Consider the following 19,924-nt stretch of genomic DNA (forward strand, 5'->3'; position numbering starts at 1 on the left):
TCGCGATCCGGCGGAACGGCGGGCGGCCGGCAAAACGAAACGGGCCCCGCCGTGTCGACGGGGCCCGTATGCCTGTGTCGGTGTCCTTAGAGAGCCGTGCTTACCAGTCGTCGCGCCAGCGGCGGCTGCCATACCCGCCCCGGCGGTAGTCGTCGTCATCGCGATACGAGCCGCGCTGAGCGTCGCGGCGGCGGTCCATCTCGCGGCGGTACTCGGCGTCATCATCGCCCATCCAGGACGCGACCTCGTCGCCCGCGCGGTCCATCCAGTCGCGGTCGCGGCGGCCATAATCCCCGCGCTCGCCCCGATAGGCGCCGCCATAGCCGCCGCGATAGCCGCCACGATAGTTCCGGTCGCCGCGATAGTCGAAGTCGTCCCGGTCGCGATAGCCGCGGTCCGAGCCATAGCCCTGGCCCTGGTTATAGCCATAGCGGCCCTGGTCATAGGGACCGTAATCCCGGCCATAGCCACGGTTTTCATAGCGGGTCTGCCCCGGCTCCATCGGGCGGGCGTAGGAGCTGCCCTGCGACATCTGATAGTCCCGGTCGCGGGCGCTGTAGCCGCGCCGGTCGTCGCGCGACCAGTCGTCGTCGCGGCCATAGCGACCGCTGGCGTAACGATCGTTCGAAGAACGGTCGTTGGAATAGCGGTCATTGGAACGGCGCCAGTCGCGGTCCTCGTCTCTCCAACCATAATCGGGCATCATGTCCTCCTGTTTTGTGACAAACATCGTGCGGACTGCCTGCGACAGTCGGCCCCTAGAACCGGCGCGGGCGGGAAATGTTCCCGGATGCGTGTCGCCCCGGTTGCGAGGGCGGATCGGACGGCCTGGATCGCGCGGCGGGCTGGAACAAATCGGCGCCATCCCGGTTCGCCAACCCTCACCACCACATTGGAGGAGGAACACGAGATGACCACATGGTTCAAACTTGGCGCGACCTCGGCGGCCTGCATCCTTGCGGCCGGCATGGCCTCGGCCCAGACCAGCACCGACACAGCCACGACTGACACGGCGACCACGGACGCGGCCACCACGGATACGGCCACCACGGGCACGGCGACCACCGACCAGAGCGCGACCGACACCCCTGCAGGCAGCACCGACATGGCCGCAGGGTCGAGCGGCAGCGCCTCGGGCATGTCGGGCGGGACGTCGGCCAACGACGTCATGTGCCGCGACATCGTGATGCTGGACACGGAAATGGTCCCGGCGACGCTGTATTTCATCGCCGGTTATCACGAGGGCAGCAAGCGCGGCGACGCGGCCGACATGGACGCCACCAGCGCCACAACGCCGCTGGCCGGCACCGGCTCCGCGAACCTCGACAGCACCGCGACCGATAACGCGAGCGATACGGCAAGCGACGCGGCAGGTGCTGCGGACACGAGCGCCACCGACACCAGCACGGCGGCCAGTTCGAGCGACAGCACCGCGACGGGAACGGACATGGCGGCTGACACGAGTGCGGCCGGCGCAGCCGATACCGCTGCGACGGATACCGCTGCCGACACCGCTGCAACCACGGGCACCGATGCGACGGCCACGACCGCGACCGATAGCAGCGCCGCCGACACTGCCGCCACCGACACCGCCGCCACCGACACCACGCCGACGGACAGCGCGGGCGACTCGGGCGCAAGACTGGCGAGCATGACCGGCTTTTTCGAGATCCCGGTCGAGAACATCATCACCGTCTGCACCGACGCCCCCGACCGCAAGGTCAGCGACGTCGTCAACGAACATCGCAGCACGGACGAGGCCGATAAGGCCAATCAGTAAGCGCGTTCCGGGGCCGCCCTTATCGCGGCCCCGTTCGTCCTTGAAGCGGCTTGGCCGCCGATGTTCTAAAAGGCCATTGACGCCCCACGGAACCCGGCCGCGCCCCTTCCATTGATCTGCCTAAAATCCTACAGATTTTCTTGCCGCCGCCCCTATCGCCGTGTTATCATTTGTTAATCGGCGTCAGAGAGGGCAGGACGCCGCTTGGGAAGGTCAAAGGCGGTCACAGATGTCGGAGCAGGATCGAGACGCGAAACCCCCGCCAGAGCGCGACGGCGCGGACCGGCTCTCGCCGCTATTCGTGACGCAGGACGCGGTGCCGCTGCGGCTGAAACGCCTCGCCTATCTGCTGGAAGAGGCCTTGGCGCAGGCGCGTCGGGCGAATTGAGCGGGGGTTGAGGGGTTTCGTTCTGCTAATCCTTCCGACCGCATCGCCAGCCGCACCTCCCCGCTGCTAAGACTGACAAAGACAAGGCGGGTTCTCTGCCGACGCTTCGACTGACGCTCGCTGCCGCCACACCCCCAAACTGCCGCGACCGCGCCAGACCGGCGCCGATGCGAACCACATCTCACGGCTCCGTTTTCTCCAGCACCCGGCGCAGCATGCTGCGCGCGCGGCTGATCCGGCTCTTGATGGTGCCGATGTCGCAGTCGAGGATCTCGGCGGCCGAGGCATAGCTTTCGCCCAGCACCGTCACCAGCACCAGCGCGCTGCGGTAATGGCTGGGCATCTGTTCGAGGACGGCGACCATCTCGGTGAATTGCAGGCTCGATTCCTGGCTCGGCGGCGTCTGCGGCAAGGCCGAGGCGCAATCCGCCGCCCCCGTCGTCTCGCGCTTGGCGCGGTGGATGTTGTTGTAGAACCGGCTGCGCATGATGCGGAACAGCCACGCCCGCATATTGGTGCCGGGGCGATAGCTGTGGGCATATTCGATGGCCCGCAGCAGCGTTTCCTGCACCAGATCGTCGGGGTCCTGGTCGCGTCGGCACAGCGACCGGGCAAAGGCACGCAGCGAGGGGATGTAGGAAACGATATCGTCCGAGGCGCCGTCCTGCTGCGCCGGCTGTTGCGCGGCGGCGGGACGGGCGGATCGGTTGGGGTCAGAGCTCTCGGCGGCGGGAACGCCCATGCACTTTCTCCGAAATGACGCAGGGCCTCGACGGCAAATCAGGGGAGGCCGATAAAAAAGGGGGACGCGCAGCCCCCCGTTTCGGTTCCCTCGATGGCTGTGGTGATGGCTGCTTGCGGGGGCGGGGAGAGCTGCTTTGGCCGGCGCCCCGGCGGTAGGCGACTGCGCTCGCGAGGCGGGATTGCTGGGGCCGGCGCGGCATGTGCTGGGCGGGAAACGTCTCCGGCAACTTCATCGGTGTCAGCTCGACCGACAACCGATCACGTCCCACACCCTGTAAGCACCTTCCAATGCAAGAATCCGCTCCCTCTTCCACCCCTCGCTTGCTGATCCGGGAACATTTCGCCCCTCTTCCGGTTACTCGGACCTCACCAAATCTGGCTGCATTGAAGGAGGACGATCATGCCCAATCAGTATTACCGCGGATCCCGCCGAGACGATGACCGCTATCAGGACGACCGCTATCGCGACGACATGCGCGGTGGCTATGGCGGCCACTGGGACCGCGATGATGATTATCGCGGCGGTGGCCGGGGCGCGGGCTATGGCGGCGGTCGGGATTCCGATTATGGCTATGGCGGCTATGGCGACCGGGGACGCGGCGGCGATTACGGCCGCGACGAGTACCGGCGCGGTGGCGATGACTGGGGCGGGCGCGGATGGTCCGACCGGGACCGCGACCAGCGCGGCCGCGACATGGATGAAGACCGCTATGGCGGCCGCTCGGGCGACCGGATGCGCAGCATGGAACGCGGCGGCCATTCTGCGCATCTCGAGCGCGGGAGCTACGGGCGCGGCGATTATGGCGGCGGCGATTACGCGCGCGGCAGTTCCGGCGGCGGCGACTATCGCGGCGGCGGCTATGGTGGCGGCTACGGCAGCGGCGGCTACGGCGGCGGCGGTTATGGCGGCGGCTATGGACGCGGCGGCTCGGGCCGGGACGACTATCAGCGCGGCCAGTCCGGCTGGGGCGACGATCATCGCTCGGGCCGCGACCACAATGACGGCGAGCATCGCGGCAAGGGGCCCAAGGGCTATACCCGCAGCGACGACCGCCTGCGCGAGGACGTCTCGGACCGGCTGATGCATGACGGACAGGTCGACGCCTCGGACATCGAGGTCAGCGTGAAGGATGGCGAGGTGACGCTGAAGGGCACTGTCGACAGCCGCCAGGCCAAGCGCCGCGCCGAGGATTGCGTCGAGGACTGCCCCGGCGTTCAGCAGGTCCAGAACATGCTGCGCGTGAAGGACCGCTCGGACCGCGACTCCGACTCGGATTCGCAAAGCGGCTCGCAAAGCGGTTCGCAATCGGGCAGCCAATCGGGTTCCCAGTCCGGCAGCCAGTCCAGCGCGTCGGGCTCGCGGTCTGGCTCGCAAGGCTCGCAGCAGGGCAAGTCGCAGTCCTGACCTGCCCGCGCCGACCGGAAAGCCCCGCACCAGCTGCGGGGCTTTTCCCGGCCTCGGCGCCATTCCGCGCCCGGTCCGGAAACCGCCCGGCGAACAGGAACCGGCCCCGCCGCCAGGCGTTTCCCAACCACATCACGACATCATCACATCCCCAATCAGGAGCATCCCGCGATGGCCAAGGAAAAGACACTGGTCGACCTGTTTCACGACACGCTCAAGGACATCTACTACGCCGAGCGCAAGATCCTGAAATCGCTGCCCAAGATGAAGCGCGCGGCGCAGTCTGAGGATCTGAAAAAGGCGTTCGAGAAGCACCACGAACAGACTGAGGGCCAGATCGAGCGCCTGCAGCAGGTCTTTGAAATCCTCGGCAAGACGGCCCGCGGCAAGACCTGCGAGGCGATCGAAGGCATCCTGACCGAGGGCGAAGAGATCATGGAGGAGTTCAAGGGCTCTCCCGCACTCGATGCCGGGCTGATCTCGTCGGCGCAGGCGGTCGAGCATTACGAGATCACCCGCTACGGCACGCTGAAGCGTTGGGCGACCGAGCTAGGGATGAAGGACGCCGCCAAGCTGCTGGACCAGACGCTGCAGGAGGAGTCCACGACGGATGAGGATCTGACCAAGCTGGCGGAAAGCTCGATCAACGAGCATGCGAAGGCCTGAAGCGGTTTAAGGGCGAGGTGAGAGGGGCTGCGTTCAGCGATGGACGTGGCCCTTTTTCAATGGGTTGGCGCTGAGGGGCCGCGGACCGGTCGGGGCCTGCGGTGTTTTCTAAGGATCGCGCGGGTGGCGGTGCGGGATTGAGTATTTGGGCAAAGAAGAAGCGAAGTGTTCACTTTTGCCCGATATTCCTGCTTTGGCTGTAGAGGCTTGAGAGGAACTGAGCGCCGGAGAAGTCGCAGTTGTGTGACGCCCGCCTGACTTGCAAGCGAGGGTGTGGGAGGCTGATGCTGCATAGGGCCTCTTCGCAGGCGGAACAGGTTGGACAGCATGAGAAAAATGGTAACGTCTCGGGTCGATAGGCTGCTGTCGGCAATGGGGTACGGCTCGCGCAGCGAGATTGCGCGGCTGGCGCGGGCGGGGGGGATCGAGCTGGACGGCGTGGTGCTGACGGATGTGGCGGCGCGGGTTGCGCTCTCGGATGATCTGCCGGTGCGGATGAGTGTGGGGGGGCAGCCGCTCGACCCGCTGCCGGGTATGGTGATTCTGCTGAACAAGCCGCTTGGGATGACGTGTTCGCACAAAGAGGACGGTCCGCTGGTGCATGACCTGCTGCCGGATCGCTGGCGGCGGCGCAGGCCTCCGGTCTCGACCGTGGGGCGCCTGGACAAGCAGACGAGCGGGTTGCTGCTGCTGACAGATGATGGCGATCTGCTGCACCGGATCATCAGCCCCAGGCGTCATGTCCGAAAGACTTATCGCGCGACCCTCGCGCGACCTCTGACGGGGCGGGAGGGTGAGGTGTTTGCGTCGGGGAGCTTGCGTCTGGAGGGCGACGAGAAGCCGCTGGCGCCGGCGGAGTTGCAGGTGATCTCGGACCGCGAGGCGCGCCTGACGATTACCGAGGGGCGCTATCATCAGGTGCGCCGAATGTTCGCCGCGGTGGGAAATCATGTTGAGGCGCTGCACCGGGAGTCGGTGGGGGCGCTGACGCTGCCTGCCGATCTGGCGCCGGGTGAATGGAGGCTGTTGGGTGAGGACGAGGTGGGATTGGTTTTTCAGTAGGTCCGGAATGCTAGCGAACTTACTGGCTGGCGGGCCTGACCGGCGGTAGCTTTTGCGTTCGCGGACAATGAGCTTGTGACGCTTGAAGCGTGATTAAGTTGTTATTGGCGCGGTTTTCTTGTGTTGGGAGCAAGATCTTAGCGACACCTAACGCTCTTTGACGCTGGGGGGCTATTCGCGCGCAAGATGAGACCCCGAGCCGGATAGGGCGAGGGTGTGATTATAGGCTACTCTGCTGCACCTTGAGGAGGCTTAACGCGACCCTTGGCAATCTGCTGACCAACAAGAGGCTGGCCCAAGCGCAGATCAAACGCTTTCCGGTAGCCGCCCTCCGTCACCTTGGACCTTCCGCCCAAGCCCGCCACCCTCACCCCCGCCGCGACATCGCGTGGTGACCGGCTTGCGACTGGACTTCGAAATACAGCTTTTGCACGATGGGGTAGCGTTTGCGGATGCGGCGTTCGGCTTCGGTGACGATTTCCTCGATCCGCTGCGAGGTGACGTCGTCCTTGAAGTCGATGCTCATGGTCAGCAGCACGTCATAGGGGCCGAAATGCAGGCTGCGGATGTCGTTGATCGCGATGATCTCGGACACCCCGGACAGGCCCGAGCGGATCGTGTCGATGATCTCGGGGTCGGTCGATTCGCCGATCAGCAGCCCCTTGACCTCGACCGCCAGGAAGAACGCCGTCACCGCCAGCAGGACGCCGATCCCGATCGAGGCGAGGCCGTCCCAGATCGGGTTGCCGGTCAGCCAGGACAGGGTCAGCCCCGCGGCGGCGATCAGCAGGCCCAGACAGGCGGCGGCGTCCTCGGCCAGCACGACAAAGATGGTGGGGTCCTTGATATCGCGCAGGTCGCGCCACAGGCCGTGGCCCTTGCGCATCTGCTGGAACTTGCTGACCGCGACCGAGAGGGAATAGCCTTCGAACACCAGCGAGATCGCCAGCACGCCATAGGGGATCCACGGCACGCCGCCGGGTTCGTGGCCGCCATGCAGGATGGCGCGGATGCCCTCATACGCCGACAGTCCGGCGCCGAGGGCGAAGATCAGCACGGCGACGATGAAGGCCCAGAAATAGATCTCGGCGCTGTAGCCGAAGGGGTGGGCGTGGTCGGCGGGGGTCTTGGCGCGGGCGAGGCCGAGCAGCAGAAAACCCTCATTCGCGGTGTCGATGCTGGAGTGGATGCCCTCGGCCAGCATCGCCGATGAGCCCGAGAGCCATGCCGCGATGAACTTGGTCACCGCGATCCCGCAATTGGCGATCAGCGCCGCATAGACGGCGGCCTTGCCGCTGTCGGTGGGGTCGCTCGCCGTCTTCACATGTCCCATGGCCACGCCTTTTGCCTTGCCTCGTGGGGCGGAACGTCGAAACGGCGCGGGGGGTTCACGGATTTTTGGGCGGGGCTTGCGGGAGCGGGTGGGGACGTCGCGGCAGAGGGCTGCTATCAGGCCCGATCAGCCAGATCCTCGGGCCGGTCCACGTCGATCAACGCCTCGGCAGGGGCCTCGACCGCGTTGGCCCCGCGCAGCAAGGCGCCCGCGCCACGGTCCCCGGTGATGCCTCGCAGTTGCGGGAACACCGGCGCGGGGAAGCAGGCGGGAACGCCGATGCGGCCGTCGGGGTGGCGGACGCCGCTGGGGCGGTCCCCGCAGCCGTCCAGCACCGCCGCGATGACCGCGTCGGGCAGGGCCGGCATGTCGGCCAGCAGGATCAGCAGCCGTGCCGCGCCCTGCCGCTCGGCCCAGGCGACTGCGGCGCCCAGGCTTGCCGCCTGATCGTCGCCCTGCGGGGCCAGCGGCTTCAGCCCCGGCATCAGCGTGGTGACCTGCGAATCGCGGATGACCACCGCGCGCAGATCGACCGGCGCGCGCCGCAGCGAATCCGCTGCCCAGCTTGCCAGCGGCCGCCCGTTCCACAACGCCAGCAGCTTGTTCCCGTCCCCCCAGCGGCGCGAGTGGCCCGCCGCCAGCAGCACGCCCGCCGTCAGCGGCGCTGTCACGGCGACGCCTCGGCCAGGATCTCTGCCAGCACCGAGACCGCCAGCACCTTGGGATCGCGGGCCGAAGGGATCAGCCCCATCGGGCCGCGCAGCCGGGCCAGATCGGCGTCGGCCACCCCCATCTCGCGCAGCGCGCGCAGGCGGGTCTGGTGGCTGCGCAGACTGCCCTGCGCGCCGATATAGAAGGCCGGGGTGGCGAGCGCACGGGCGAGCAGCGCGGGCTCTCGGTCGTGGTCGTGGTAGAAGAGGGTGACGGCGGTCCATGCGTCGGCCTGCATGGCATTGTTGACCGCGACGCCCTGCGCGGCGGCGGCGCGGACGGTGGCGTCGTCATGGCTGGCCACTGCGGCCGGATAGCCGGCAGCGCGGCAAAGCGTGGCGAAGACCACCGCCTCGACCCCCGCGCCCCAGACCAGAAACCGCGTCTCGGGCCGGATCTGCAGCTGAAAGCCGGGACCGTTCAGCGCGATGCGGCCGAGGTCCAGATCGATGCCCAGCACGGCCTGTTGCCGCGCGACCCGCGCGGCGACCGCCTGCCGGATCGGATGGGGGTCGGTGACCGGGATCAGCGCCACGTCCAGCCCGCCGCCGCAGGGCAGGACCAGATCGCGGAAGGGCGAGCCCTCGCCATAGCGCAGCCGCCTCGGCTGTCCATCCGCCGCCACCTGCGCTGCCTGCAAAGCCAGATCGGCGTCGATGCAGCCAGAGCTGAGCTGCCCGACCGCCCCGCCCGAAGCCGGGAAGGCCATGATCGTGCCGGGGTTGCGGTAATGCGCGCCCGCGACCCCCGTGATGACCGCCAGCACGCCGCCATCCGTCAGCGCCCGCAGCGGGTCGCCCATGGGGTCGGGCGCCGCCGTGACGGGCGCGGCGGCGGGACTGGCGGTCAGGGTCGGGGCAAATTCGTTCATCTTCGGTGGAACACGACAGCCCGCAAGGTTGTTCCCCGACAGTGACCCAGCCGCAGGAGATTTCCGTGATCGATGTCAGCTTTACCGTCAACGGCGCGCCAAGGGCGCTGCAACTGGACGATGCGCGGGTCACGCTGCTGGATGCGCTGCGCCAGCATCTGGACCTGACCGGCACCAAGAAAGGCTGCGATCACGGCCAATGCGGGGCCTGCACAGTGATCGTCAACGGGCGGCGGATCAACTCCTGCCTGACGCTGGCGGTGATGCATGACGGCGACGAAATCACCACCATCGAGGGGATCGGCACGCCGGGCGACCTTACGCCGCTGCAACAGGCCTTCATCAAGCATGACGGGTTTCAATGCGGCTATTGCACGCCCGGTCAGATCATGTCCGCCACCGCCATGCTGGACGAGATCCGCGACGGCATGCCCAGCCAACTCAGCGAGGATCTGGGCCCGCCCCGCCTGACCCGCGACGAGGTCCGCGAGCGCATGTCCGGCAATCTGTGCCGCTGCTCGTGCTATCCCAACATCGTCGATGCCATCTGCGAGGTCGCGGAGACCGGCACCGGGGGCGCGTCATGAAGCGCTTTGACTTTACCCGCGCCGGAACGCCCGCCGACGCCATCGGCAGCGCCGCGCGGATCATCGCCGGCGGCACCAATCTGCTGGACCTGATGAAGCTGCAGGTGGAAACGCCCGAGCGGCTGATCGACATCAACCATATCGGCCTTGACCGGATCGAGCCTTGCGCCACGGATGCGGGCGAGGGGCTGCGGATCGGGGCGCTGGTCCGCAACTCGGATCTGGCGGCGGATCAGGCGGTGCGGACGGGCTGGCCGCTGCTGTCCAAGGCGATCCTCGCCGGAGCCAGCGCGCAGCTTCGCAACCGGGCGACGACGGGCGGCAATCTGATGCAGCGGACGCGCTGCTATTATTTCTATGACACCGACGCGCCCTGCAACAAGCGTCAGCCGGGGTCGGGCTGCGCGGCCATCGGCGGCGTCAACCGCATCCACGCCATCCTCGGTGCGTCCGAACACTGCATCGCCACCTATCCCGGCGACATGGCGGTGGCGATGGCCGCGCTGGATGCCGTGGTCGAGGTCGAGGGGCCGGACGGCAAGCGCGACATCCCGGCGACCGAGTTTCACTGCCTGCCCGGCGACACGCCGCAGCGCGACAACCGGCTGGAACCGGGCGAGCTGATCCTGGGGGTGCGCCTGCCGCCGCCGCTGCAGGGCAAGCACATCTATCGCAAGATCCGCGACCGGCGGTCCTATGCGTTTGCACTCGTCTCGGTCGCCGCGGTGGTCGGGATGGATCAGGGGCGGATCGGAACAGCGCGGCTGGCCTTTGGCGGTGTCGCCGCCAAGCCATGGCGCGTGCCAGAGGTCGAGGCGATGCTGACCAAAGAGGCCCCCTCGCCCGAGCTGTTCGCCCGCGCCGCCGATCTGGTGCTGCAAGACGCCAAGGGCCAGGGCGACAATGATTTCAAGATACCGCTGCTGCGTCGCAGCCTGATCGCGGTGCTGACCGACGCCACGCAGGAGAACGGCTGATGACCGACCCGATCGAAGTCTCGCATGGCCAAAAGATGGATTCCCGCGATCAGGAAAACCTGCTCGACCGCACCGCGCAGGGGATCATCAGCACGCCGATGGACCGTCCCGATGGCCCGCTGAAGGTCAGCGGCACGGCCACCTATGCGGATGAGGACCATCCTCCCGGCACCGTCTTCGGCTGGCTGGTCCGCGCCACCGTGGCCAAGGGCTGGGTCACCGGCTTCAACACCGGCGAGCTGCGCGACATGCCCGGCGTGCTGGCGGTGATCCGCGACGAACGCATGATCCGCAACCCGGCGCAGGGCGGGGCCGGCAAGGCGCCCTATCAGGGCCCGGCCGAGATCTTTTACAAGGGCCAGCCGGTGGCGCTGATCGTGGCCGAGACCTTCGAACAGGCCCGCGATGCGGCCCTTGCCGCCCGGCCGGAATATCTCGACCAGTCCGACAAGGCCACGCTGACCCCGGACGGCGCCGAGTATGAAACCCCGCCCGAACAGCAGCAAAGCCAGGGCGATCTGGATCAGGCGATGCGCGACGCGGCCTTCTCGGTCGATGTGGAATACTCCACGCCCTCGATGAGCCATGCGGCGATGGAGCCGCATGCCGCCGTCGCTTGGTGGCAGGACGGGCGGCTGACCGTGCGTGGCAGCTATCAGATGCTGCACACCAATGCGCAGGAACTGGCGGATTCGCTGGGGCTGGACATCAAGAAGGTCCGCGTGCTGTCGCAATATGTCGGCGGCGGCTTCGGCAGCAAGCTGGGCATCAGCCACGAGGCGGTGGCCGCCGCCATCGCCGCACAAAAGCTGAACCGCCCCGTCGCGGTGGCGCTGCATCGGCGGCAGGTGTTCGAAACCACCACCCGGCGCAGCGAAAGCCGCCAGCGGGTGCGGCTGGCCTGCGATGCGCAGGGGCGGATGACCGGCGTCGGGCATGAGGTCTGGGTCTCGAACCTGCCGGATGAAAGCTTCAGCGAGCCGGTGACACAATCGACCAGCTTCACCTGGGCGGGCGAGAACCGCGTCATCGGCCATCACATCGGGCGGCTGAACCTGACCGCCGCCGGCTCGATGCGGGCACCGGGCGAGGCCATCGGCGTGCCCGTGACCGAGGCCGCGATGGACGAGCTGGCCGAGGCGGCGGGCCTCGACCCGGTCGAATTCCGGCTGCGCAACATCCCCGAAACCGACCCCTCGACCGGCAAGCCGTTCAGCAACCACCGCCTGGCCGACTGCATCCGGCGCGGCGCCGAAAGTTTCGGCTGGTCGCGCCGCCCGAAACAGCCGGGCAGCCTGCGGCAGGGGGAATGGCTGATTGGCATGGGCATGTCGGCGATCATCCGCGTCCACATGATGGGCCCCAGCAGCGCCCGCGTGACGCTGAACCCCGATGGCAGCGCGCTGGTCGAAACCGACATGACCGATATCGGCACCGGCAGCTATTCCATCCTGACCCAGATCGCGGCCGAGATGCTGGGCCTGCCGCCGGACCGCGTGACGACGATGCTGGGCGACAGCGACCTGCCCGCCTCGGCCGGGTCGGGCGGCTCGCAAGGGGCGGGCTCGGCGGGCAGCGCGGTGATGATGGCCGCCAAGGCGGTGCGTCAGAAACTGGCCGAGCGGATGGAGTGCGACCCCGACGAGATGACGCTGAAGGACGGCATCGCCATCGCCGCCAACCGCCGCCGCGGGCTGGCCGAGATCCTGGCCGGCGATACGCTGCAAGGGACCGGGACGATCCAGAAGGGCCAGACCTATCAGGACACCCGGCAGGCCTCCTGGGGGGCCGAGTTCTGCGAGGTTGCGGTCAGCAGCGTCACCGGCGAGGTGCAGATCCGCCGCCTGACCGGCGTTTTCGCCGCCGGTCGCATCCTGAACGCCAAGACCGCACGCTCGCAATGTCTGGGCGGGATGATCTTTGGCATCGGACAGGCGCTGCTGGAAAGTGTGCAGACCGACCCGCGCGACGGCGGCTTCGTCAACCGCGATCTGGCGGAATATCACGTCCCCGCCAATCTCGACGTGCCGGATATCGAGATCGAGCTGCTGATGGACGACCGCGACGCCTATTCGAACCCGATGCAGGCCAAGGGGATCGGAGAGCTGGCAACCTGCGGCACCGCCGGCGCCATCGTGAATGCGATCGCCAACGCCACCGGCCACCGCTTCCGGCATTTCCCGATCACGCTGGACAAGGTGCTGGAAAAGCTGGGTTAGGCGGACTCGGCGGGTCAGTCCGCCGGATCGCGGGGGAACAGCGGAAACATGTCCTCGCCGAACTGATGCAGCCGCGTGTGGTGACGCCGGCACAGCCAGCGGACGTTCAGCGGCTGGTCGTAATGATCGTGATGCGCGTCGACCGATGCCGCGCCGCAGACCTCGCAGCATTCCTTTTGCAGCACACCAGCGTTCAGGGCCCGCTGCACGGCCAGATGGGCGCTGTATTTGCGGGGGTTGGTGCGGCGCCAGTTCGCCTGTCGGGTCAGGCTGTCGACCATCTCTCACCTGCGGCTTGGATCGCGGTTGCACCCAGTATAGCCGCGCCGGCCGTTTTTGCCAGTCCCGCACCCTCAGGCCCCGAAGGCCAGCAGCACCAGCGGGATCGTCAGCGCCGAGGCGAGGGTCTGCGCCGTCACCAGCCCGGCCATGAACGGCCCGTCTCCGTTCAGCTGCCGGGTCAGGATATAGGCCGTGGGCGCGGTGGGGATGGCGGAAAAGACCACCAGCACCAGCGCCTCGATCCCGTCCAGCCCCAGCACGCGCCCCGCCAATGCCGCCAGCGCCGGCATTGCCAGCAGCCGCAGCATGGTGTCGCCCAGCACCGGCAGCCCGTCCTGCCGCAGCGCCCGGGGTTGCAGCGCCGCACCCACGCACAGCAGCCCCAGCGGCAGGCTCGCCTGCGCGACCAGCGTCAGGAGTTGGTCGCTGCCGAAGGGCAGGCCCAGCCCCGACAGCGCCAGCGCGATGCCGACGATACAGGCGAGGATCAGCGGGTTGCGGAACACGATCCGCAGCAGCATCATGACCGAGGTCGCGGCGCCACGCTCGGTCAGCGCCAGGATCGACAGCACATTGACCAGCGGCACCGCCACCGCCAGATAGACCGCCGCCCGCCCAAGCCCGTCCGGCCCCGCAAGGCTCGCGACAATCGCCAGCCCCAGATAGGTGTTGAAACGGATCATCCCCTGCAGCCCCGGCCCGAAACGCGCCGCAGGCGTGGGGCGCGCCAGCCGCAGCAGCGCCATCGCCCCCGCCGCGAGGCAGATCGTCCCCACCGCCGCGCCCCCCATCCGCAGGATCGCCGGATCGCGCAGCGGCGCGTCCACCAGGCTGGTGACCAACAGCGCGGGAAACAGCAGGAAATAGTTCAGCCGCTCGGCCGAGGGCCAGAAGCTGGCGCCGGGAAAGCCGCTGCGCGCCAGCACGAAGCCGAGGCAGATCAGCGCGAAGATCGGCCAGATGGTCAGAAATATCACGTTTGCGTCCCGCTTGCAGATGTGGCGCTTGCTGGCGCGCATCAAGCCTCGCCAGCGGCAAAGGGGCAAGCGGGTTTCTGAGAGGGGGCGGCGAGAGCGAATACGCTGCTTCTAGTGTTAGGTTATTGCTCACTCAGGCGTAGAGGGCATCGGCGCGATCCGGTTGATTTCGAGTGAGGAGTGGACCGCCGAAGCAGGCGACAAGGCCAAAGCGAACGTGGGTCTGCATTTGGCTGATGAGGTAAAGAGCGACGCGGCGGGCGCAGAGGCAGACCGCGAAGCCCGTCCCCCCGAGCCGTTCAGCCCGACCCCCGGGACCTCACCTCACCTCACCTCACCTCACCTCACCGAAACGGCCTGCTCAACCCCTTCGCCCCGGCCAGCCCGAACCGCCACGGCCGGTCCTGCGCCTTCAAGATGCCGATGCGGGTGCCGACCAGCAGCTCGGGCGTCGCCTCGGGCAGAACGATGGACAGCGCGCCGCCGTCAAAGGCCCGGCCGTCATCCTCGGGCGTGATCCCCAGCGCCTCGGTCAGCCGCCCCGGCCCGCTGCACAGGGGCGCCCGGCCGCGCCGCATCTGCATCGCCTCGACCCCCGTCTGCGGCAGCAGCGCCCGGATCAGTGCGGCTTCCCCCGGCCGGGCGACGACGTTCAGGCACAGATGGATGCCATAGGAGCGGTAGACATAGGCGTGGCCCGGCGGCCCGAACATCGCCGCATTGGCCCGCCCCGGTCCGCGAAAACTGTGCGAGGCGGGGTCATCCTGGGTATAGGCCTCGGTCTCGATGATCGTCCCGCCGACGCCGCGCACCAGCAGCTCGGCCCCGATCAGCCGCAGCGCCAGCCCGACCGCGCCCAGCCCCTGTATCTGATCCGCGAGTAAGCCGCCCGCCATCCTGCCCCGCCTTTCGCTGCCTTCTATACCCAGTCCGGCGAAAACCGGCTAGGATGGCTGTGTCTGTGACATGTGTTCGAGTTGTAAATGGTGATCTCATGGTTCGTCTTGCCTGCCTCGCGCTGCTGCTTCTTGCGGCCTGCGCGCCAGAGCCCCCGCCCTGCCGCTATGGGTGCATCAGCTCGCTGATGGAGTGGGAGGAGGGTTACGCGCCGTTTCAGGTGGAGTGAGTTGATCCGTTGTCGCAGCTACGGCGCAGAGGAATCACCGCTACGTCAGCGTTGCCCGAAACGTGTCCGGGCGTGGGGCGACGGTCATCAGAGCACCGCGTAAATCCTGCGTCCCGCTGCCAACTCAGGCACCCCGCCCAGCGTCCTCACCCTCGCCCCTCGCGCGCCGCAAGCCAGTTGCCGGCGATCTCTGCGTCCTCCGGCGTCAGGGCGTGTTGGGCGTCGATGACCGGGTTCTCCAGATCCGCGCCGGCGTCGCGTAGGGCTTGGGCCAAAGCGGGTGCCATGCGGCCAAAGGGATCGTCCGCGCCGGTGATCAGCAGCGCCTCAGTGCCGGTCAGGTCGGGGCGGGGCGGGTCGTCCAGCACCTGGAGGCCGCGCAGCAGGATCGCGCGGCGGATGGTGCCGGGATGCAGTTGCAGGACCGCACCCAGCAGGTTCGCGCCGTTGGAATAGCCCAGATAGCTCATCCGCCCGGCGTCGAGGCCATAAGCCCGCTCGGCCTCGGCCGCGAAGACGACAAAGGCCTCGGCCTCGGCGCGGATGTCGGCCTGGTCATAGCTGACCGCGTGATAGCGGCGGAACCAGCGGTTGATGCCTTCCTCGGTCGAGCGGCCGCGCACGCCCAGCAGCGTCGCGCGCGGGTTCAGCCGATGGGCGTGCGGCATCAGATCAGCCTCGTTCCCGCCGGTGCCGTGCAGCAGGACGATGGTGCTGCCATCGGGATCGGCGGGGCGGTGAAAGCGGTGGATGAAGGGCAGGTCGCGGATCGGGAAGCGGTCCTCGCCCGGCCGCGCGAATTGCGGCAGCATCACCCGCAGGTCCTGCTCGCGCGCGGCCTCGTGCGGGGGCAGCATCAGCGTCTCGCCCAGCCGCTCGGGCGGTTCGTCCACGGCAAAGCCGGGCCCGTCGGTGGCGTATTCCAGCAGCGTCCCGGCCGGCTCGCGCATATAAAGCGAGGTGAAATATTTTCGGTCGTGGATCTCGGAGGTCTCGATCCCCGCCAGCCCGTCGCGCATGACGCGCAGCGCGACCGTATCCGGGGCGCGGAAGGCGACGTGATCAACGATGCCCGCGCCGGGGATGCTGGGCACAAAGCCCGAGGCGTCGCGGATGTCCACCACGTCGCGGTCCGATGCCAGCCGCTGAATCCCGCCCTCGGCACTGTGCGGGGCATAGCCGAAGCGGTCCAGAAAGGCGGTGGTCTGGTCGGGGTTTTCGGACAGCAGGGTGACGCTGTGCAGCCGGGTGGGCGCGTTCGCATCGTGCAGGGGCGCGGGGGCGGGGCGGTCGATGCCGACCAGCTTGACCACTAGCCCGTCCGGGTCGCGCAGCCGCAGCACCGGGGCGCCGAATTCGCGCATCGGCCCCTCGACCGGGACGCCGGCGCGCATCGCGCGGGTCAGCCAGTCGCCCAGGCTCGCCGGCGGGATCGCCAGCGCGATCTCCGAGATTTGCCCATGCCCGACGCGGCCGCGCCCTGCGGCCTCCCACACCAGAAACGAGATGACGGTGCCGGGGCTGCCCGCTTGGTCGCCATAGAACAGGTGCAGCTGCTCGGCATCTTCGAACCCGCCGGTCTGCTTGACCAGCCGCAGCCCCAGAAAGCCCGCGTAGAAGTCCACATTCTGCTGGACATGGGCGGTGATGCCGGTGACGTGATGGATGCCAGAGGTCATGTCAGACCCCCTTCGGCGGCGAAAAGCGTGGTCATGGCGATGTTCCTTGCGGTCTGCGACGTCTCAGGCTGCAATCTGGTATCCTGCGTGCGAAATTGCCCGTGGCGCAATCCCGAAAACGGCGTTCGTGGCGGCCGAACAGCCCCCGCGCCTACCACTCTGCCCGCGCGGCCACGGCGGCGACGATCAGCGTGATCATCCCGCCCGCGACAAAGGGCGCGCCGACCGAGATCGCCTCGGCCAGCACCGCGCCCAGAAACGGCGCCGCCAGCAGCGCGGTCATGTTCGCCGCCTCGCCCAGCGCGGTGACCGAGGCCATGCGGTGATCGGGCACCTCGTTCTGCAGCACGACGCGGATCGGCACCACCGACATGGCCGAGACGAAGCCCAGCACCAGAAAGATCGCGACCAGCACCACCGCAGCGAGTTCCGCCCCCAGCAGCTCCGCCCCGCCGAGGATCAGCAGCACGACCGAGGCGACCGCCGTCCCCGCCGCCACCCAGTATTGCGGCCGCCGCAGATCCGGCAGCAGGGTGAACACGACCGAGCCGAGCACGCCCCCCGCCCCGCTCGCCGCCAGCGCATAGCCCAGATGCTGGGGCGCGAAACCTAACTCGCGGGTCAGCGGCGCGATGAAGGTGTCATAGATGAACATGGCGAAATAGCTGGCCGCCATCATCAGCACCACGGTGCGGATGATCGGGTTCTGCCGCACCACGTCCCACCCCGCGCGGACGCCTGCAAACATGGTTTCGGGGTCGTGATCCGTCGCCGGCCGCCGGATCGGGGCCAGCCGCATCGTCAGCACCGCCGCCAGAGCGGAAATCCCCGCGTTCAGCATGAACACGCTGCCGGGCGCGAGCCAGATCAGCAGCGTCGCCCCCGGCCCCGGCGCCACGACCTTGGACGCCTGGTTGATGGCATGGCTCAGCCCGTTGGCCGAGGCGCGCTCGGCCCTGTCGGTCAGCGCCTGAATGGCGGTCTGCTTGGCCGGGGTGAAGAAGCTGTCGACGCAACTCCGCAGCGCGATCAGCGCCAGCAGCAGCGGCCAGTCATCGGCCAGAAAGAACGCCGCCGTGGCCGCGCCGCGCCCCAGATTGCTGACGATCAGCACCGCCCGCACCGACCAGCGGTCGACCAGCGCCCCGGCAAACGGCCCGACCAGCAGATAGGGCGCGCCCATCGCCACCGCCAGCAGCGCATAGGCGATGCTGGGCGCCTGCCAGACAAAGGCCAGCAGCGCACCGATGGCCACGAAATCCAGCCAATCCGCAAAATCCGCCGGCACCTGAGCGGCCAGCAGCTTGCGCAATTCGCCATTTCCCAAGACGCGAGGGAGCATGTGTCGCCATGAAAAGGGCTTTCGTGGCGAGAGATGTAGCGGGGGATGGGGCAGGTGGGCAAGGTGCTTGCGCAGGGTGCGTGAAGTTGGATGACGCCTGATGTGCGGGAGCGATCCGAACCGTGCCGAGCGAGACTGTGCGGCGCCTCTGAAGGCGGATCAGGGCCATCGCCCTGACCCAGCGAATTGGACAGTCGGAAGGGCTGGCGCAGGTCGGAAAGTTCCTTTTAGAACATTCGGCGGGTCAGCTTCACCACACACCGTTGTTGTCGCACCCCGGATCAGGCTGTCACCGGCTCGTCTTGAAGCCACTGGACGATCAGCCCCGCCCGCAGCCGTTACCGCGCGCGCCTCAGGCGGCAGACAGCACCACCCTCACCCCACCGCTTCCGCCTTGCGGATCACCGCCAGTTTCGCCAGCGCCGCCGAGGCGATGCGGGCGGACAGCGGGTCGGCGCGGCTGGTCAGCACGATGGGCACGCGGGCGCCCAGCACCAGCCCGGCGGCGGTCGCGCCGGCGAAATAGATCAGCTGCTTGGCCAGCATGTTCCCGGCTTCCAGGTCCGGGACCAGCAGGATGTCGGCCTGCCCGGCCACGGGCGAGACGATCCCCTTGGTCGCCACCGATTCCGGGCTGATCGCATTGTCGAAGGCCAGCGGCCCGTCGACCAGCGCGCCGGTGATCTGCCCGCGCGCCGCCATCACCGTCAGCGCGGCGGCGTCGAGCGTGGCGGGCATGGTCTCGTTCACCGTCTCGACCGCCGCCAGCACCGCGACCTTGGGCTGTTTCGCCCCCAGCAGGCGCATCAGATCCACCGCGTTCTGGCAGATGTCGCGCTTGTGGTCGAGCGTCGGCTGGATGTTGATCGCGGCATCGGTGATGATCAGCGGCTTGCCATAGGCGGGCACGTCCATGCCATAGATATGGCTGATCCGCCGCTCGGTCCGCAGGCCGCCGGTCTTGGACACCACCGCGCCCAGCAATTCGTCGCTGTGCAGGCTGCCCTTGATCAGCACCTGGATCTCGCCCCGCGCGGCCATCTCGACGGCGCGGGCGGCGGCGGCGTGGCTGTGCTCGGTATTCTCGATCACCATCCCGTCCAGCGAGACCCCGGCCTCGTCGGCGGCGGCGCGGATCCGCGCCTCGGGACCGATCAGGATCGGGTCCATCAGCCCCTCGTCGCGGATCTCAATGGCGCCCATGATCGCGGCTTTCGAACAGGGATGCACCACCCCCGCCGTGACGGGCGGCAGCGCCCGCGCCTGCTCGATAAAACTCATGTAGCGGCCGGGGTGGTGGATCACCGCCTTGGGCAGCGGGCCGGGATGCCATGTGACCGGGGTCTTGGGCGCCAGCACCAGCGCGTCGCCTTCCAGCACCGTCTCGCCCTGCTGATTGGTGCAGATCGCGGCCAGACGCACGCGGCGCGTGTCGGCCATCAGCTCGACCACCTCGAGCGAGGCGGTGATGGTGTCGCCGGGCATGACCGGGCGGCGAAAGCGGATTTCCTGCCCCAGATAGATCGTCCCCGGCCCCGGCAGACGCGTCCCCAGCACGGCCGAGACCAGCCCCGCCGTCCACATCCCATGCGCGATGACATGGCCGAACGGCCCGTCGGCGGCGAAAGCGGCATCCAGATGCGCCGGGTTGTTGTCGCCCGACAGCGCCGCGAACAGCGAGATATCCTCGGGGCCGACGCTGCGGGTCAGTTCGGCCCGGTCGCCGATCCGAAGCTGATCGAAGGTGCGGTTGGTCAGCGTCTGGGTCATTGCGG

Annotated in this window: 20 protein-coding genes; 9 read left to right on the plus strand and 11 right to left on the minus strand. The window is 68.1% G+C overall.

The genetic code is table 11. The features are described 5' to 3' along the window. Positions 1-100 precede the first annotated feature (100 nt). The gene (locus CYR75_RS16080) at positions 101-706 is read right to left on the minus strand and encodes an SWFGD domain-containing protein (RefSeq protein ID WP_158644653.1); all 606 of its coding nucleotides are present in this window, start codon (positions 704-706) and stop codon (positions 101-103) included. 204 nt (positions 707-910) lie between these two features. Here CYR75_RS16080 and CYR75_RS16085 point away from each other — a divergent pair, with 204 nt between their 5' ends. Further along, a complete protein-coding gene (locus tag CYR75_RS16085; protein WP_158644654.1) occupies positions 911-1,780 on the plus strand; it encodes a hypothetical protein in 870 nt (289 codons plus the stop codon). Positions 1,781-2,009: 229 nt separating this feature from the next. Further along, entirely contained in the window at positions 2,010-2,168 is a 159-nt protein-coding gene (locus CYR75_RS16090) for a hypothetical protein (protein ID WP_158644655.1), read from the plus strand. A gap of 181 nt (positions 2,169-2,349) precedes the next feature. Here the strand turns inward: CYR75_RS16090 and CYR75_RS12800 are convergent, their stop codons facing one another. Further along, positions 2,350-2,910, minus strand: coding sequence for a sigma-70 family RNA polymerase sigma factor (locus CYR75_RS12800; RefSeq protein WP_101500388.1), 561 nt, complete (start codon positions 2,908-2,910; stop codon positions 2,350-2,352). Between the two features lie 402 nt (positions 2,911-3,312). Between CYR75_RS12800 and CYR75_RS12805 the strand changes: the two genes are divergently transcribed. The 3 genes from CYR75_RS12805 to CYR75_RS12815 all read left to right on the plus strand — a co-directional run bounded on the left by CYR75_RS12805 (position 3,313) and on the right by CYR75_RS12815 (position 6,045). Further along, positions 3,313-4,317 (plus strand): BON domain-containing protein, encoded by a 1,005-nt coding sequence (locus CYR75_RS12805; protein ID WP_101500389.1) that lies wholly within the window; start codon positions 3,313-3,315, stop codon positions 4,315-4,317. Between the two features lie 171 nt (positions 4,318-4,488). Then, positions 4,489-4,983: a YciE/YciF ferroxidase family protein gene (locus tag CYR75_RS12810; RefSeq protein ID WP_101500390.1), complete on the plus strand. Its 495-nt coding sequence runs from the start codon at positions 4,489-4,491 to the stop codon at positions 4,981-4,983. A gap of 327 nt (positions 4,984-5,310) precedes the next feature. Continuing rightward, positions 5,311-6,045 (plus strand): pseudouridine synthase, encoded by a 735-nt coding sequence (locus tag CYR75_RS12815; protein ID WP_101500391.1) that lies wholly within the window; start codon positions 5,311-5,313, stop codon positions 6,043-6,045. A 367-nt stretch (positions 6,046-6,412) separates the two neighbouring features. On the opposite strand, the gene CYR75_RS12820 is transcribed toward CYR75_RS12815, so the two are convergent. From CYR75_RS12820 to CYR75_RS12830, 3 genes are all read right to left on the minus strand, one after another. Continuing rightward, on the minus strand, positions 6,413-7,378 hold the full coding sequence (locus CYR75_RS12820) for a cation diffusion facilitator family transporter (protein ID WP_101500392.1): 966 nt from the start codon (positions 7,376-7,378) through the stop codon (positions 6,413-6,415). Positions 7,379-7,494: 116 nt separating this feature from the next. Further along, entirely contained in the window at positions 7,495-8,049 is a 555-nt protein-coding gene (locus tag CYR75_RS12825; RefSeq protein WP_101500393.1) for a nucleotidyltransferase family protein, read from the minus strand. Further along, positions 8,046-8,960 (minus strand): XdhC family protein, encoded by a 915-nt coding sequence (locus CYR75_RS12830; RefSeq protein WP_101500394.1) that lies wholly within the window; start codon positions 8,958-8,960, stop codon positions 8,046-8,048. The genes CYR75_RS12825 and CYR75_RS12830 overlap by 4 nt, the downstream gene beginning before the upstream one ends. A gap of 68 nt (positions 8,961-9,028) precedes the next feature. Here CYR75_RS12830 and CYR75_RS12835 point away from each other — a divergent pair, with 68 nt between their 5' ends. The 3 genes from CYR75_RS12835 to CYR75_RS12845 are packed head-to-tail and all read left to right on the plus strand — an operon-like array spanning position 9,029 to position 12,743. Next, on the plus strand, positions 9,029-9,547 hold the full coding sequence (locus tag CYR75_RS12835) for a 2Fe-2S iron-sulfur cluster-binding protein (protein ID WP_101501047.1): 519 nt from the start codon (positions 9,029-9,031) through the stop codon (positions 9,545-9,547). Next, a complete protein-coding gene (locus tag CYR75_RS12840; RefSeq protein ID WP_101500395.1) occupies positions 9,544-10,524 on the plus strand; it encodes an FAD binding domain-containing protein in 981 nt (326 codons plus the stop codon). The genes CYR75_RS12835 and CYR75_RS12840 overlap by 4 nt, the downstream gene beginning before the upstream one ends. Beyond that, on the plus strand, positions 10,524-12,743 hold the full coding sequence (locus CYR75_RS12845) for a xanthine dehydrogenase family protein molybdopterin-binding subunit (protein WP_101500396.1): 2,220 nt from the start codon (positions 10,524-10,526) through the stop codon (positions 12,741-12,743). The genes CYR75_RS12840 and CYR75_RS12845 overlap by 1 nt, the downstream gene beginning before the upstream one ends. Before the next feature lie 14 nt (positions 12,744-12,757). Here the strand turns inward: CYR75_RS12845 and CYR75_RS12850 are convergent, their stop codons facing one another. The 3 genes from CYR75_RS12850 to CYR75_RS12860 all read right to left on the minus strand — a co-directional run bounded on the left by CYR75_RS12850 (position 12,758) and on the right by CYR75_RS12860 (position 14,898). After that, positions 12,758-13,024 (minus strand): hypothetical protein, encoded by a 267-nt coding sequence (locus CYR75_RS12850; protein ID WP_101500397.1) that lies wholly within the window; start codon positions 13,022-13,024, stop codon positions 12,758-12,760. 72 nt (positions 13,025-13,096) lie between these two features. Further along, entirely contained in the window at positions 13,097-14,002 is a 906-nt protein-coding gene (locus CYR75_RS12855) for an AEC family transporter (protein ID WP_101501048.1), read from the minus strand. 344 nt (positions 14,003-14,346) lie between these two features. After that, a complete protein-coding gene (locus tag CYR75_RS12860; RefSeq protein ID WP_101500398.1) occupies positions 14,347-14,898 on the minus strand; it encodes a DNA-3-methyladenine glycosylase in 552 nt (183 codons plus the stop codon). A gap of 98 nt (positions 14,899-14,996) precedes the next feature. Between CYR75_RS12860 and CYR75_RS16645 the strand changes: the two genes are divergently transcribed. After that, a complete protein-coding gene (locus tag CYR75_RS16645) occupies positions 14,997-15,128 on the plus strand; it encodes a hypothetical protein (RefSeq protein ID WP_264080891.1) in 132 nt (43 codons plus the stop codon). A 146-nt stretch (positions 15,129-15,274) separates the two neighbouring features. Here CYR75_RS16645 and CYR75_RS12865 read toward each other — a convergent pair whose 3' ends face one another. The 3 genes from CYR75_RS12865 to CYR75_RS12875 all read right to left on the minus strand — a co-directional run bounded on the left by CYR75_RS12865 (position 15,275) and on the right by CYR75_RS12875 (position 19,919). After that, a complete protein-coding gene (locus CYR75_RS12865) occupies positions 15,275-16,807 on the minus strand; it encodes a VOC family protein (RefSeq protein ID WP_101500399.1) in 1,533 nt (510 codons plus the stop codon). Between the two features lie 151 nt (positions 16,808-16,958). After that, positions 16,959-18,149 (minus strand): MFS transporter, encoded by a 1,191-nt coding sequence (locus CYR75_RS12870; RefSeq protein WP_101500400.1) that lies wholly within the window; start codon positions 18,147-18,149, stop codon positions 16,959-16,961. Positions 18,150-18,524: 375 nt separating this feature from the next. Further along, a complete protein-coding gene (locus CYR75_RS12875; protein WP_101500401.1) occupies positions 18,525-19,919 on the minus strand; it encodes a bifunctional enoyl-CoA hydratase/phosphate acetyltransferase in 1,395 nt (464 codons plus the stop codon). Positions 19,920-19,924: the final 5 nt, after the last annotated feature.

It is taken from the genome of Paracoccus jeotgali (assembly GCF_002865605.1).
In the GTDB taxonomy this organism is placed as follows: Bacteria; Pseudomonadota; Alphaproteobacteria; order Rhodobacterales; family Rhodobacteraceae; genus Paracoccus; species Paracoccus jeotgali.

Coding starts and splice junctions, on each gene's coding strand:
- CYR75_RS16080 (WP_158644653.1), bottom strand. CDS start 706: ATGATGCCCGATTATGGTTGGAGAGACGAGGACCGCGACTGGCGCCGT.
- CYR75_RS16085 (WP_158644654.1), top strand. CDS start 911: ATGACCACATGGTTCAAACTTGGCGCGACCTCGGCGGCCTGCATCCTT.
- CYR75_RS16090 (WP_158644655.1), top strand. CDS start 2,010: ATGTCGGAGCAGGATCGAGACGCGAAACCCCCGCCAGAGCGCGACGGC.
- CYR75_RS12800 (WP_101500388.1), bottom strand. CDS start 2,910: ATGGGCGTTCCCGCCGCCGAGAGCTCTGACCCCAACCGATCCGCCCGT.
- CYR75_RS12805 (WP_101500389.1), top strand. CDS start 3,313: ATGCCCAATCAGTATTACCGCGGATCCCGCCGAGACGATGACCGCTAT.
- CYR75_RS12810 (WP_101500390.1), top strand. CDS start 4,489: ATGGCCAAGGAAAAGACACTGGTCGACCTGTTTCACGACACGCTCAAG.
- CYR75_RS12815 (WP_101500391.1), top strand. CDS start 5,311: ATGAGAAAAATGGTAACGTCTCGGGTCGATAGGCTGCTGTCGGCAATG.
- CYR75_RS12820 (WP_101500392.1), bottom strand. CDS start 7,378: ATGGGACATGTGAAGACGGCGAGCGACCCCACCGACAGCGGCAAGGCC.
- CYR75_RS12830 (WP_101500394.1), bottom strand. CDS start 8,960: ATGAACGAATTTGCCCCGACCCTGACCGCCAGTCCCGCCGCCGCGCCC.
- CYR75_RS12840 (WP_101500395.1), top strand. CDS start 9,544: ATGAAGCGCTTTGACTTTACCCGCGCCGGAACGCCCGCCGACGCCATC.
- CYR75_RS12845 (WP_101500396.1), top strand. CDS start 10,524: ATGACCGACCCGATCGAAGTCTCGCATGGCCAAAAGATGGATTCCCGC.
- CYR75_RS12850 (WP_101500397.1), bottom strand. CDS start 13,024: ATGGTCGACAGCCTGACCCGACAGGCGAACTGGCGCCGCACCAACCCC.
- CYR75_RS12860 (WP_101500398.1), bottom strand. CDS start 14,898: ATGGCGGGCGGCTTACTCGCGGATCAGATACAGGGGCTGGGCGCGGTC.
- CYR75_RS16645 (WP_264080891.1), top strand. CDS start 14,997: ATGGTTCGTCTTGCCTGCCTCGCGCTGCTGCTTCTTGCGGCCTGCGCG.
- CYR75_RS12865 (WP_101500399.1), bottom strand. CDS start 16,807: ATGACCTCTGGCATCCATCACGTCACCGGCATCACCGCCCATGTCCAG.
- CYR75_RS12870 (WP_101500400.1), bottom strand. CDS start 18,149: ATGCTCCCTCGCGTCTTGGGAAATGGCGAATTGCGCAAGCTGCTGGCC.
- CYR75_RS12875 (WP_101500401.1), bottom strand. CDS start 19,919: ATGACCCAGACGCTGACCAACCGCACCTTCGATCAGCTTCGGATCGGC.